Here is a 14,422-nt window from a genome sequence, read left to right as displayed (position 1 = left end):
TCAGTCAACATTCAACCAGGATTTGAGTTCGCCGAGATGGGAGTTCATGGCCGCCATGAGGCTGGACTCGTAGACCGAGGCCCGGGCGTTGAGCGGTATGGTAGTCGCGAAACGCGCCCGCTGCGACTGCCCCGCCTCATCGGTCAGGTTCAGCGTCCAGGTGGCTTTCTCCACGCCGTTGCCACCCGCCGACTCGAACGCCAGGTGCAGCGGGGTGCCCTGCTGGGCATCGGTGCCGATCTGGTGGCGGGCCAGCAGCTCGGTCACCAGGGCCGTCATGCGCACCTTTTGCACCGGGTCCTGGATGCCTTCGAGCCGCACACTGACCACCGCGGGACGGCCAAACAGGTTGGACGACATCACAAAGGCGTCGGTCTGCGAGGCCTTCAGGTGGGCGCGCACGCGCTGCGTGAGCGTGTCCAGGTCGTTGCCCTCGAAGTCGTCGGCGATCGGGTCGAAGCCCAGGGTGTTGTACAGCCGCCCGAACGCGATGTGCGCGTTGGCGTAGGCGTTGGCGCGCTGGTAGGCGCCCAGCACGGCACGGGCCTGGGTGCGGATCGCTTCGAGTTCACTCTCCAGCTTGGCCGAGACCGAGGCCTTGGTGTAGGCGGCCAGGCGGGTGTCGACCTGCGAGGCCTGGTCGGCCAGCCGGAAGTCTTCCAGCGCCATGCGGTAGCGCTCGGCGCTCACGCGGGTCTGGGTCAGGATGGCCATGGACAGGGCCATGCGCCGGGTCTCGTCGGTCTGCTCCTGGTATTGCTGGGCCTTCTTGAGCGAGGGCAGGGCCACCAGGCGCATCAGGTTCCAGGCCAGGTTCACGCCGCCTTCGCTCCAGCTGTTGTTGTACAGCAGCTTGTTGGAGTCGTGCTGTCGGCCCAGGTTGAGGGTGATGCCGGGCAGCATGCCGAGCATCTGTTTGCGCGCTTCGTCGGCGGTGATGCGTTTCCTGAAGTCTTCTTCCCGCAGCTCGGGGCGCTGCAGCAGCGCCATGTCTTCGAGTTTGGTGATTTCCTTCGGGGCGGCCGGCAGGGTCATTTCGCTGGCCTCGGCGACCTGGAAGTCCACGCCGGGGGGCACGTTCATCAAGGCGGCGAGTTCGCGTTTGGCGAACTCCAGGTCCTGGCGGCGCTGGTTGAGCAGCACGGTGGCGTCGAGCAGGGCGCGCTGGTAGGCCAGGGCCACGCCCGGGGGGATGATCTTCTGGGTCTCGGCTTCGCGCGAGCGCGCCAGCGCCAGCGAGGCTTTTTGGAGCACTTCGTCGGCCTGGGCGTTGAGCCGCTGCGCGCCCAGGGCGCGCCAGTAGGCCGCGCGCACGTCTTGCAGCATGTTCTGCACGACTTTGCGGCGGCGCTCTTCGGAGATCAGGAACTGGTCGCCTTGCTGGCGTGCGCGGTAGTAGGAGACGCCGAAGTCCAGCGCGTTCCAGCTGAATTCGATGCCGCGCAGGGTGCGGGTGCGTTCGTCGGAGGAGGTCGGGCGGGTGGAGACTTCGCCGTCGAGGATGCCGATGCTGGTGCCGCCGGAGTCGTTGTTGCGTGAGCTGTAGCCCGCGCTGGCCACCAGCTGCGGCAGCATGTCGTGGCTGGTGTGCTCGGCCAGGCCCTGGGCCAGGGCGGACTCCATCTTCTTGAGGCGGTAGTCCAGGTTGTATTTGAGGGCCCGGGCCACGGCCTCTTCCATGCTGATGGCCGCGGTGATGGGGGCCTGGCCGCTGTACATCTTGGCGGTGTCGTGTTTGACGCGCTCGCGCACTTCGTCTTGCGTCAAGGCTTTGGGGGCCACGGTGCAGCCGGCCATGACGGCCGCGCAGGCCAGCACCACCATGCTGCGCGGCAGGAAGCCCGCGGCCTGAAGAGAAATCGATTGCATCTTGCTCATGTCGTTGTCCTAAAGAATCGGATAGAGGGTGTTCGGTTCGGTGTTCAGGCGCTGACCGCAGGGCGTGCCACAGCACGTGTGACGGGGCGCTCGCCACGGGCGCGGTCGTTGGCCAGGCGCTGCAACTGGGCCTTGAACCCGGCCGCGGCCTTGGGTTTGACCGCCGGTTCCTTGTCGTGCGGGGATTCCACCCGGTCGGCTTCGGCCGGGGGGGCCGCGGTGTCGGGCGGCGCGCTGCGTGTCCCGGCGTCGTTGCGCGTTTCACCCGCAGGCGCCTGGGCGGCCCGCGTCTGGGCGTCCAGCGGCGCCGGCGCCCCCAGGGCGAAGGGGTTGAGCAAGGTGGTGGTGGCCGAGCTGTGCGCATCGATCATTGCGCTTCGCACCAGCGACTCCAGTTGCGAGGCACGCACCGCGTGCTGCACGAACAAGCCCCGCTCCATCACGATCGGCTGGTGCCTCACGGCGTGCTGCACGTGCAGCGCAGGCACGATGACCTGCAGATCACCCACATCGCCACGCAATCCAGCGTCGAACATCAGGCTGTCGGGCACCTGTGCCAGGGCCTCGGCCTGCAGCGGGGAGCCTGCGGGGAGCGATCCCAAAGACGTCGACAAACTGCTGCCCGTGTTGGACTCGCCCACCGCGAACGAGACGTGCACCACGGGGCTGGAGGGCGCCAGGGGTTCCGGCGCAGAACTGGGGCCAGGGGTCGGCGACCCTTCCTTGCCGGGCTGGTCCGGTGCATCCGGAGCGGGAGCTGGGGCCGGGGCTGGGGCCGGCGCGGGAGATGGCGTCGGGGTGGGTGCGGGTGTTGGTGCCGGCACCGGTGGGTCGTTGGACGGCGTGACGGTGATGCTCAGCGTGCCCCCGTCGGTGGCGCTGCCGTCGGTCACGGTGTAGTTGACGCTGTCGCTGCCGTTGAAGTTGGCCGGCGGTGTGTAGGTGTAGCTGCCGTTGGCTGCGATCACGATGGTTCCACCGGCCGTGGTCGTGAAGGTGCCGGGCACCACCGTCAGGCTGTCGCCGTCCAAGTCGGTGTCGTTGGCGTCCAGGTCCACCACCGAGGTGAACGGTGTGTCCTCCGCCACCGTGATGGCGTCGTCCACAGCCACCGGAGGATCGTTGGCTGGGTTCACCGTGATGTTCAGCGTGCCCACGTCGGTGGCGCTGCCGTCGGTCACGGTGTAGTTGACGCTGTCGCTGCCGTTGAAGTTGGCCGGCGGCGTGTAGGTGTAGCTGCCGTTGGCCGCGATCACGATGGTTCCGCCCGCGGTGGTCGTGAAGGTGCCCGGCACCACGCTCAGGGCATCACCGTCCAGATCCGTGTCATTGGCATCCAGATCGACGATGGACGTGAACGGCGTGTCTTCCGCGACCGTGATGGCGTCATCCACCGCGACCGGAGGATCGTTGGCTGGCGTGATCGTGATATTCAGCGTGCCCACGTCGGTGGCGCTGCCGTCGGTCACGGTGTAGTTGACGCTGTCGCTGCCATTGAAGTTGGCCGGCGGCGTGTAGGTGTAGCTGCCGTTGGCCGCGATCACGATGGTTCCACCGGCCGTGGTCGTGAAGGTGCCGGGCACCACCGTGAGGCTGTCGCCATCCAGGTCCGTGTCGTTGGCGTCCAGATCCACCACCGAGGTGAACGGCGTGTCTTCCGTCACCGTGATGCTGTCGTCCACGGCCACCGGCGGGTCGTTGGCCGCGCCAACCGAAATGTTCAACGTGCCGATATCGGTGGCCGTGCCGTCGGTCACGGTGTAGTTCACCGAGTCGCTACCTATGTAGTTGGCTGGCGGTGTGTAGGTGTAGCTGCCGTTGGCGGCGATCACGATCGTTCCACCGGCCGTGGTCGTGAAGGTACCCGGCACCACCGTCAGGCTGTCGCCGTCCAGATCCGTGTCATTGGCGTCCAGATCCACCACCGAGGTGAACGGGGTGTCTTCCGCCACCGTGATGGCGTCATCCACCGCGACCGGTGGATCGTTGGCCGGGCCAACTGTGATGTTCAGCGTGCCCACATCGGTGGCGCTGCCGTCGGTGACCGTGTAGTTGACGCTGTCGCTGCCATTGAAGTTGGCCGGCGGCGTGTAGGTGTAGCTGCCGTTGGCCGCGATCACGATGGTCCCGCCAGCGGTGGTCGTGAAGGTCCCGGGCACCACGCTCAGCGCATCCCCGTCCAGGTCCGTGTCATTGGCATCCAGATCGACGATGGACGTGAACGGTGTGTCTTCGGCGACCGTGATGCTGTCATCGACCGCGACCGGTGGATCGTTGGCCGGCCCCACCGAGATGTTCAAAGTTCCGATATCGGTCGCCGTGCCATCGGTCACGGTGTAGTTCACCGAGTCCGCCCCGGTGTAGTTCGTCGGCGGCGTGTAGGTGTAGCTGCCGTTGGCGGCGATCACGATGGTTCCGCCCGCGGTGGTCGTGAAGGTCCCGGGCACCACGCTCAGGGCATCACCGTCCAGATCCGTGTCGTTGGCATCCAGATCGACGATGGACGTGAACGGCGTGTCTTCTGCGACCGTGATCGCGTCGTCGACCGCGACCGGTGGGTCGTTGGCCGGGGTGATCGTGATGTTCAGAGTGCCCACGTCGGTGGCGCTGCCGTCGGTCACGGTGTAGTTGACGCTGTCACTGCCGTTGAAGTTGGCCGGCGGCGTGTAGGTATAGCTGCCGTTGGCCGCGATCACGATCGTCCCACCCTGGGTGGTCGTGAAGGTGCCGGGCACCACGGTCAGGGCATCACCGTCCAGATCCGTGTCATTGGCGTCCAGATCGACGATGGACGTGAACGGTGTGTCTTCTGCGACCGTGATGCTGTCATCGACCGCGACCGGTGGATCGTTGGCCGGGCCAACTGTGATGTTCAGCGTACCGATATCGGTCGCCGTGCCGTCGGTCACGGTGTAGTTCACCGAGTCCGCCCCGGTGTAGTTCGTCGGTGGCGTGTAGGTATAGCTGCCGTTGGCCGCGATCACGATGGTCCCGCCAGCGGTGGTCGTGAAGGTCCCGGGCACCACCGTCAGGGCATCACCGTCCAGATCCGTGTCGTTGGCGTCCAGGTCCACCACCGAGGTGAACGGGGTGTCTTCGGCCACCGTGATCGCATCGTCCACAGCCACCGGAGGATCGTTGGCTGGGTTCACCGTGATGTTCAGCGTGCCCACATCGGTGGCGCTGCCGTCGGTCACGGTGTAGTTGACGCTGTCGCTGCCGTTGAAGTTGGCCGGCGGCGTGTAGGTGTAGCTGCCATTGGCTGCGATCACGATGGTCCCGCCAGCCGTGGTCGTGAAGGTACCCGGCACAACCGTCAGGCTGTCCCCGTCCAGATCGGTGTCGTTGGCGTCCAGATCGACGACGGACGTGAACGAGGTGTCTTCCGCCACCGTGATGGCGTCGTCCACCGCGACCGGTGGGTCGTTGGCCGGACCCACCGAGATGTTCAAAGTTCCGATATCGGTCGCCGTGCCGTCGGTCACGGTGTAGTTCACCGAGTCCGCCCCGGTGTAGTTCGTCGGTGGCGTGTAGGTGTAGCTGCCATTGACCGCGATCACGATCGTGCCACCCTGGGTGGTCGTGAAGGTGCCGGGCACCACGCTCAGGGCATCACCGTCCAGATCCGTGTCGTTGGCGTCCAGGTCCACCACCGAGGTGAACGGGGTGTCTTCGGCCACCGTGATCGCATCGTCCACAGCCACCGGAGGATCGTTGGCTGGGTTCACCGTGATGTTCAGCGTGCCCACATCGGTGGCGCTGCCGTCGGTCACGGTGTAGTTGACGCTGTCGCTGCCGTTGAAGTTGGCCGGCGGCGTGTAGGTGTAACTGCCATTGGCTGCGATCACGATGGTCCCGCCAGCCGTGGTCGTGAAGGTACCCGGCACAACCGTCAGGCTGTCCCCGTCCAGATCGGTGTCGTTGGCGTCCAGATCGACGACGGACGTGAACGAGGTGTCTTCCGCCACCGTGATGGCGTCGTCCACCGCGACCGGTGGGTCGTTGGCCGGACCCACCGAGATGTTCAAAGTTCCGATATCGGTCGCCGTGCCGTCGGTCACGGTGTAGTTCACCGAGTCCGCCCCGGTGTAGTTCGTCGGTGGCGTGTAGGTGTAGCTGCCATTGACCGCGATCACGATCGTGCCACCCTGGGTGGTCGTGAAGGTGCCGGGCACCACGCTCAGGGCATCACCGTCCAGATCCGTGTCGTTGGCATCCAGATCGACGATGGACGTGAACGGTGTGTCTTCGGCGACCGTGATCGCGTCGTCGACCGCGACCGGTGGGTCGTTGGCCGGCGTGATCGTGATGTTCAGAGTGCCCACGTCGGTGGCGCTGCCGTCGGTCACGGTGTAGTTGACGCTGTCACTGCCGTTGAAGTTGGCCGGCGGCGTGTAGGTATAGCTGCCGTTGGCCGCGATCACGATGGTCCCGCCAGCCGTGGTCGTGAAGGTGCCGGGCACCACGGTCAGGGCATCACCGTCCAGATCCGCGTCATTGGCATCCAGATCGACGATGGACGTGAACGGTGTGTCTTCCGCGACCGTGATCGCGTCATCGACCGCGACCGGTGGGTCGTTGGCCGGGCCAACTGTGATGTTCAGCGTACCGATGTCGGTCGCCGTGCCGTCGGTCACGGTGTAGTTCACCGAGTCGCTGCCGTTGAAGTTGGCCGGCGGCGTGTAGGTGTAGCTGCCGTTGGCGGCGATCACGATCGTGCCACCCTGGGTGGTCGTGAAGGTGCCGGGCACCACCGTGAGGCTGTCACCGTCCAGATCGGTGTCGTTGGCGTCCAGGTCCACCACCGAGGTGAACGGCGTGTCTTCGGCCACCGTGATCGCATCGTCCACAGCCACCGGAGGATCGTTGGCTGGGTTCACCGTGATGTTCAACGTGCCCACGTCGGTGGCGCTGCCATCGGTGACCGTGTAGTTGACGCTGTCGCTGCCATTGAAGTTGGCCGGCGGCGTGTAGGTGTAGCTGCCGTTGGCCGCGATCACGATGGTCCCGCCAGCGGTGGTCGTGAAGGTACCCGGCACCACGGTCAGGGCATCACCGTCCAGATCGGTGTCGTTGGCGTCCAGGTCCACCACCGAGGTGAACGGGGTGTCTTCCGCCACCGTGATGGCGTCGTCCACGGCGACCGGTGGGTCGTTGGCCGGGGTGATCGTGATGTTCAGCGTGCCCACATCGGTGGCGCTGCCGTCGGTGACCGTGTAGTTGACGCTGTCGCTGCCATTGAAGTTCACTGGCGGCGTGTAGGTGTAGCTGCCGTTGGCCGCGATCACGATGGTCCCGCCAGCGGTGGTCGTGAAGGTGCCAGGCACCACCGTCAGGCTGTCGCCGTCCAGGTCCGTGTCGTTGGCGTCCAGATCGACGATGGACGTGAACGGCGTGTCTTCGGCGACCGTGATGCTGTCATCGACCGCGACCGGTGGATCGTTGGCCGGCCCCACCGAGATGTTCAAAGTTCCGATATCGGTCGCCGTGCCGTCGGTCACGGTGTAGTTCACCGAGTCCGCCCCGGTGTAGTTCGTCGGCGGTGTGTAGGTGTAGCTGCCGTTGGCTGCGATCACGATGGTTCCACCGGCCGTGGTCGTGAAGGTGCCCGGCACCACGGTCAGGGCATCACCGTCCAGATCGGTGTCGTTGGCGTCCAGATCCACCACCGAGGTGAACGGGGTGTCTTCCGCCACCGTGATGGCGTCGTCCACGGCGACCGGTGGGTCGTTGGCCGGGGTGATCGTGATGTTCAGCGTGCCCACATCGGTGGCGCTGCCGTCGGTGACCGTGTAGTTCACCGAGTCGCTGCCGTTGAAGTTGGCCGGCGGCGTGTAGGTGTAGCTGCCGTTGGCCGCGATCACGATCGTGCCACCCTGGGTGGTCGTGAAGGTGCCCGGCACCACCGTCAGGCTGTCACCGTCCAGATCGGTGTCGTTGGCGTCAAGGTCCACCACCGAGGTGAACGGGGTGTCTTCCGCGACCGTGATGGCATCGTCCACAGCCACCGGCGGGTCGTTCGCTGGCGTGATCGTGATGTTCAGAGTGCCCACGTCGGTGGCGCTGCCGTCGGTCACGGTGTAGTTGACGCTGTCACTGCCGTTGAAGTTGGCCGGCGGCGTGTAGGTGTAGCTGCCGTTGGCCGCGATCACGATGGTTCCACCGGCGGTGGTCGTGAAGGTACCCGGCACCACGGTCAGGGCATCACCGTCCAGATCGGTGTCGTTGGCGTCCAGGTCCACCACCGAGGTGAACGGCGTGTCTTCCGCGACCGTGATGGCGTCATCGACCGCGACCGGTGGGTCGTTGGCTGGCGTGATCGTGATGTTCAGCGTGCCCACGTCGGTGGCGCTGCCGTCGGTGACCGTGTAGTTGACGCTGTCGCTGCCATTGAAGTTGGCGGGTGGCGTGTAGGTGTAGCTGCCATTGGCCGCGATCACGATGGTTCCACCGGCCGTGGTCGTGAAGGTGCCGGGCACCACCGTCAGACTGTCACCGTCCAGATCGGTGTCGTTGGCGTCCAGGTCCACCACCGAGGTGAACGGGGTGTCTTCCGCGACCGTGATGCTGTCGTCAACGGCCACCGGAGGATCGTTGGCTGGGTTCACCGTGATGTTCAGCGTGCCCACGTCGGTGGCGCTGCCGTCGGTCACGGTGTAGTTGACGCTGTCGCTGCCGTTGAAGTTGGCCGGCGGCGTGTAGGTGTAGCTGCCGTTGGCCGCGATCACGATGGTTCCACCGGCCGTGGTCGTGAAGGTGCCGGGCACCACCGTCAGGCTGTCACCGTCCAGGTCCGTGTCGTTGGCGTCCAGGTCCACCACCGAGGTGAACGGGGTGTCTTCGGCAACGGTGATCGCGTCATCGACGGCCACCGGCGGGTCGTTCGCTGGGTTGACCGTGATCGACACCGTGGCGGTGCTGGTGCCGCCGTCGGCATCGGTGATGGTGTAGGTAAAGCTGTCCGTGCCGTTGAAGTTGACGTTGGGCGTGTAGGTGAAGCCGCCGTTGGCATTGACCACCACTGTGCCGTTGGCCGGATCGGTGTTGGCCGTCACCGTGAAGCTGTCACCATCGGGGTCGCTGTCAGTTCCATTGCCGTTGTTGGCAAACAGATTACCGTTGACGGCCGTGTCTTCCCCCGTCGTGAAGGCGTCGTTCTGCGCTTCGGGCGGACGCATGAGGACGAAGTCAACCCGGTTGACCAGGTAATCGTCAGCGACGCCAGCGTTGTTGGTGGGCACCGTGAAGACCATTCGGTCAAACGGAACCCCTCCAGCGTCCATCGTGAACGGTCCTTCTGTTGCGTCGTTGCCTGCGCCCACACCTCGCGTCCAGGTTCCAACCAAAGTCCCACCCTGGTACAGATTCACCACCGCAGATTCGGTGGAGTTCTGCCAGGCAAGCCAGACATCCGCGCTGGTCACCTGCCCGTCGAAACTGATTTCCAGACGTTCAGCGAGTCCGCCCTGCTCACCGATCTCCCCTGGGTCCCCATTGACTTGAGCACCAGCCACCCCGAATCCTGGGGGCGTCCCCGTCAGCACGGCAACCGTTCCCGGCGTGCCGTCGAGGTTGTAGGCCGTCACCGTAAAACCCGAGCCGGTGCTTGTGACGTTGCTGCCCGTGATGGAGATCGTCGTGCCAAGCAAGCCCTGCCAGGCGCCAATGTCCAGGGCCTCCGTCTCGATCTGGCCGTCCTGGGCCTCGAGCACCCAATCGCCCCCCATCTCGGTCGCCCCGGTCGCATCGGTGGAAGCGGCCACATCGGCACCCGTCGCGTCGGACAAGCCCTGCATCAGCTCAACGCCGGCCTCCGTGGACGCCACGTCACAACCGTAGATCAGGATGTCCGCGTCTTCGCTCAGGGCCGCGGCGATCACATCCATTTCATCGCCGTAGTTGTTCGAGAGGGTGTCCGTGTTCAGCGTGCTGGACCCCAGAAAAACTTGCCCATCGCTCCCGTGGCTGACGATGTGGATGGCGTCGATGCCGGTACGGCCATCCAGAATCTCGGCGATCTGCTCAACACCGTCACGATCCGGGTCGAGCACATGGACCTCGCCAGGGTGCGTGTCCAGGTATTCCGTGATGTCCCCGGCCGCCGGATCCACAAAAATGACTTCCGTGCGCTCGGTCTCAACCGCCTCGACCATTTCGGTCTCGCCGGCCGCGGTCTCCACCCCATCGTCTGAAGGCTCGGCCTGCGTGGGGTCGTCCGACCCGGCATCGGCCGAATCGTCGGCTTCGACAGAAGCGCCCTCCACCTCGGTGGCGGTTTCGGTTTCGTCCGTGTCGGCATCCGCCTCGTCTGCAGCGGCCTCGGTCTCATCGGTCCCGGACACAGGCGCGGTCGCAGCCTCCACCTCGGGCAAGGGGGCCGCCTCATCAACACCCTGCTCTTCGGACACCACACCGGGTTCTGGCGCTGTGTCGTCGGCTTCGAGCTGGTCCAGATCCTCATACAAGGGGTCGCTCTGACCTGCGCTGGACTCGCTTTGCGTCTCAACCAGGGTCGCGGGCAAGGCCGCGTCGAACACGATGCGCTGCTCCAGCGCCAGCTGCCCCGCATGGGCTCTGGCCGGCACCCGCCGGGCTTTGCGTCCCGGGGAGGTCTTGCGTCCGGTGGCGGCTGCGGTTTCCGCAGCGGCCACATAGGTTCCGAGGGTTTCGTTCCAGATCGACTTGTAAGTTTTGTTCATGCTCGCCTACAAACAGTTGCACCATGTAACTCTCGCTACATTTACAAGGTGTAACCAAAGTTCTACCGGCGAGCCTATCAAAAAAGAAACGCACTACAACATCTGGAGTTCGGTAAATCAGGAAATACAACCGTTTTTTCGTGATTTTCTACCAGTGATCGCCCTGTTTGTTGTGTTTTTGAGGCCTAAACAACTCAAGCCTGTAGCGCATCCTGCTTCACAGGAATGCCCCTGGTTCAGGTTTCATCTTGTGTCAACGAAAGCATTCCAGCCAGGAAATGGCCTCGGCATTTGATGCAGAAAAACAACGGTCAGCCGCTTCGATCCAGGGCAACCAGACTTGGGCCCGGTGCTCACGCGGGTTCAACAACACCGGTACCGGCCGCGGAATGCACAGGCCGAACAGGTGCTCGGTGTTGTGCGTCACCCCCGGCGCGTAGCGGTGCAGCCACTGCGGGTAGATCTCATAGACGTTCTCCAGCGCCCAGTCGGTGAGCACGTGGCCCGGCGCACACGCATCCAGACCGGTTTCTTCCCGCACCTCCCGCACGGCCGTGGCCTCGAACGGCTCGTCCAGCGCGTCCTTGGAACCGGTCACCGACTGCCAGAACCCCGGCGCGTCGGAGCGTTCGATCAACAAAACCTCCAACGCCGGGGTGTGGATCACCACCAGCACGGACTGCGGAATCTTGAAAAAACGGGCTTCAACCATGACGGCTTGGCATAAAAAAAGGGCGCTGAACCAGCGCCCTCATTCTGCGGCCTCCTCCGCGATCAGGCGGTCTTGGCCAGGTCCACGTTGCGCAGGCGGATGTGCAACTCGCGCAGCTGCTTCTCGTCCACAAGGCTGGGCGCCTGCGTCAGCAGACACTGGGCACGCTGGGTCTTGGGGAAGGCGATCACGTCGCGGATCGACTCGGCACCGGTCATCAGCGTGACGATGCGGTCCAGGCCGAAGGCCAGGCCGCCGTGCGGGGGCGCACCGTACTGCAGCGCGTCCAGCAGGAAGCCGAACTTCAGCTGGGCTTCTTCGGGTGTGATCTTGAGCGCGTCGAACACCTTCTGCTGCACCGCGGCGGTGTGGATACGCACCGAGCCACCACCGATTTCCCAGCCGTTGAGCACCATGTCGTAGCCCTTGGCGATGCACTTCTCTGGCGCAGTCACCATCCAATCCTCGTGGCCATCCTTCGGAGCGGTGAACGGGTGGTGCACGGCGGTCCAGCGGTCGGCCTCTTCGTCGTGCTCGAACATCGGGAAGTCCACCACCCACATCGGCGCCCAGCGGTCTTCGAACAGGCCGTTTTTCTTTCCCAGGGCGCTGTGGCCGATCTTCAGGCGCAGCGCGCCGATGGCGTCGTTCACCACCTTGGCCTTGTCGGCACCAAAGAAGATGATGTCGCCGTCCTGCGCGCCGGTGCGCTTGAGAATTTCGGCCACGGCCGCGTCGTGCAGGTTCTTCACGATCGGGCTCTGCAGGCCGTCGCGGCCCTTGGCCACTTCGTTGACCTTGATCCAGGCCAGGCCCTTGGCGCCATAGATCTTGACGAACTCGGTGTAGGCGTCGATCTCGCTGCGGCTGATCTCGGCACCGCCACGCACGCACAGGGCGACCACACGGCCGTTCTTCATCGTGGCCGGAGCGCTGAAGACCTTGAAGTCCACATCGGCCATCACGTCGGTCAGCTCGGTGAATTCGAGCTTGACGCGCAGGTCGGGCTTGTCGGAGCCAAAGCGGTGCATGGCTTCGCTGTAGGCCATGACCGGGAACTCGCCCAGATCCACACCCAGCGTGTTCTGGAACACCGTCTTGATCATGCCCTGGAACATGTCGCGAATGTCTTCCTCGGTCAGAAACGAGGTCTCGATATCGATCTGCGTGAACTCGGGCTGGCGGTCGGCGCGCAGGTCCTCGTCGCGGAAGCACTTGGTGATCTGGTAGTAGCGGTCGAAGCCGGCCACCATCAGCAGCTGTTTGAACAGCTGAGGCGACTGCGGCAGCGCAAAGAAATGGCCGTCGTGCACGCGGCTGGGCACGAGGTAGTCGCGCGCGCCTTCGGGCGTGCTCTTGGTCAGCATCGGCGTTTCGATGTCGATGAACCCGTTGGCGTCCAGGAACTTGCGCACTTCCATGGCCACGCGGTAGCGCAGCATCAGGTTGTTCTGCATGTAGGGGCGGCGCAGATCGAGCACGCGGTGCGTCAGGCGCGTGGTTTCGCTCAGGTTGTCGTCGTCGAGCTGGAACGGCGGCGTGACCGAGGCATTGAGCACCTTGAGCTCGTGGCACAGGATCTCGATCTTGCCGCTTTTCAGGTTGTCGTTGGTCGTGCCCTCGGGGCGCGCGCGCACCAGACCGGTCACCTGCACGCAGAACTCGTTGCGCACGTCTTCGGCGGTCTTGAACATCTCGGCGCGGTCGGGGTCGCAAACCACCTGCACAGAACCTTCGCGGTCGCGCAGGTCGATGAAGATCACGCCACCGTGGTCGCGGCGGCGGTTGACCCAGCCGCACAGCTGCACGGTTTGGCCCAGCAGGGCTTCGGTCACCAGACCGCAATAGTGGGAACGCATGGCCATGTCGGTACTTCTTTCAACAACAATTTCGCCGTCGTCGACGGCGGGAAAACATCAGGTGGGATTCGGGGTGGCGCCCGGGGTGGCCGCCTTGAACTGGGCATTTCTCGGACCACCGGGCACGATCACCCCCATGGACACGATGTAGGTCAGGGCTTCGTCCACGCTCATCTGCAGCTCCACGCAGGCGCTCTTGCGCACCATCACGAAGTAGCCACCGGTCGGGTTGGGCGTGGTGGGCACGAACACACTGTGGAACTCATCGCTTCCGGTGGCGCCACCGGGCTGGCTCTGCAACTGGCGCAGCACATCGCCGGCCGGCGTGCCGGTCAGGAAGGCGATGGTCCACATGCCTTCGTGCGGCCACTGCACCAACAGCGCCTTGCGAAAGGCATTGCCCTTTTCGGAAAACAGGGTGTCGGAAATCTGCTTCACACCCGAATAGATGGAGCGCACCACCGGAATGCGGTGCAGCAGCGCATGCCACCAGTTGATGAGCCGGTTGCCGATGATGTTCGAGGCCAGCGCGCCAATGGAGAGCACCACCACCACGGCGAAGATCACGCCCAGACCGGGGATGTGAAAGCCCAGCCACTGGTCGGGCTGCCAGGAGGCGGGCAGGATGTGCAGGGTCTGGTCGAGCGTACTGACGACCCAGTCCAGCACCCACAGGGTGATGATCAGGGGCACCAAGACCAGCAGGCCGGCCAGGAGCCATTTGCGCAGGGACAACATGGCGCGCGGGGGTTTCAGGTGGAGGTCGTCGGGGGCGAACTGGCCACTGGCGCCGCCGCGGCCGGTGCCGCCGGGCTGGCCGCTGCAGGGCTGGCGGTGGACTCGCTGGCGGGTTTGGCGGCGCCATCGGCCGCGCCGGCGCCGTTTTCGGCACCGGCCACCGCAGGCGCGGTCGTTCCACCGTTGCCGCCCCGGAAGTCGGTCACGTACCAGCCCGAGCCCTTGAGCTGGAAACCGGCCGCGGTGAGCTGTTTCTGGAAGCTGGCCTGGCCACAGGCCGGGCAGATGCTCAACGGATCGTCGGACATCTTCTGCAACACGTCCTTGGCATGGCCGCAGGACGCGCACTTGTAGGCATAAATCGGCATGGCGGAACCTGTTGGAAAACCGGGCCCGGACCGGCAATGGTCGTATCGCCGGCGGGTATCGGGCCCGACCCGGCGGGCGCTGGCCCGCAGGGGTTAATGAACAAAACCCGTCATTATAAATTGGGGCCTGTTCTCCCAGGCGCAAGCCCCGGGCGGAATCGGCGCCCG

At 65.0% G+C, this 14,422-nt stretch carries 6 protein-coding genes; all 6 read right to left on the bottom strand.

Features of this window, described 5'->3' with window-relative positions; translation table 11 throughout:
- Positions 1 to 1,878 carry a TolC family protein gene (locus KIH07_RS10245; RefSeq protein ID WP_226491867.1) on the bottom strand — a complete coding sequence of 626 codons (1,878 nt, stop codon included), beginning with the start codon at positions 1,876 to 1,878 and terminating at the stop codon, positions 1 to 3.
- A 44-nt stretch (positions 1,879 to 1,922) separates the two neighbouring features.
- Positions 1,923 to 10,577, bottom strand: a complete 8,655-nt coding sequence (locus tag KIH07_RS10240) for an Ig-like domain-containing protein (RefSeq protein ID WP_264181829.1) — start codon at positions 10,575 to 10,577, stop codon at positions 1,923 to 1,925.
- Between the two features lie 253 nt (positions 10,578 to 10,830).
- Complete coding sequence (gene nudB / locus KIH07_RS10230; protein ID WP_226491866.1) at positions 10,831 to 11,289, bottom strand: dihydroneopterin triphosphate diphosphatase; 459 nt, start codon at positions 11,287 to 11,289, stop codon at positions 10,831 to 10,833.
- Between the two features lie 62 nt (positions 11,290 to 11,351).
- On the bottom strand, positions 11,352 to 13,154 hold the full coding sequence (aspS, locus tag KIH07_RS10225) for an aspartate--tRNA ligase (protein ID WP_226491865.1): 1,803 nt from the start codon (positions 13,152 to 13,154) through the stop codon (positions 11,352 to 11,354).
- Positions 13,155 to 13,205: 51 nt separating this feature from the next.
- Positions 13,206 to 13,886, bottom strand: coding sequence for a DUF502 domain-containing protein (locus KIH07_RS10220; protein WP_068176579.1), 681 nt, complete (start codon positions 13,884 to 13,886; stop codon positions 13,206 to 13,208).
- Positions 13,887 to 13,900: 14 nt separating this feature from the next.
- On the bottom strand, positions 13,901 to 14,254 hold the full coding sequence (locus tag KIH07_RS10215) for an FmdB family zinc ribbon protein (protein ID WP_226491864.1): 354 nt from the start codon (positions 14,252 to 14,254) through the stop codon (positions 13,901 to 13,903).
- Between the last annotated feature and the right edge of the window lie 168 nt (positions 14,255 to 14,422).

The organism is Hydrogenophaga taeniospiralis, from assembly GCF_020510445.1.
GTDB lineage: Bacteria > Pseudomonadota > Gammaproteobacteria > Burkholderiales > Burkholderiaceae_C > Hydrogenophaga.
The sequence above is the reverse complement of the archived record's forward strand: the minus strand, read 5'-3'. Positions and strand labels throughout refer to the sequence as shown.

Excerpts from the sequence above, each read along its gene's own strand:
- KIH07_RS10220 (WP_068176579.1), bottom strand. The coding sequence starts at position 13,886 with ATGTTGTCCCTGCGCAAATGGCTCCTGGCCGGCCTGCTGGTCTTGGTG.
- KIH07_RS10240 (WP_264181829.1), bottom strand. The coding sequence starts at position 10,577 with ATGAACAAAACTTACAAGTCGATCTGGAACGAAACCCTCGGAACCTAT.
- nudB (WP_226491866.1), bottom strand. The coding sequence starts at position 11,289 with ATGGTTGAAGCCCGTTTTTTCAAGATTCCGCAGTCCGTGCTGGTGGTG.
- aspS (WP_226491865.1), bottom strand. The coding sequence starts at position 13,154 with ATGGCCATGCGTTCCCACTATTGCGGTCTGGTGACCGAAGCCCTGCTG.
- KIH07_RS10215 (WP_226491864.1), bottom strand. The coding sequence starts at position 14,254 with ATGCCGATTTATGCCTACAAGTGCGCGTCCTGCGGCCATGCCAAGGAC.
- KIH07_RS10245 (WP_226491867.1), bottom strand. The coding sequence starts at position 1,878 with ATGAGCAAGATGCAATCGATTTCTCTTCAGGCCGCGGGCTTCCTGCCG.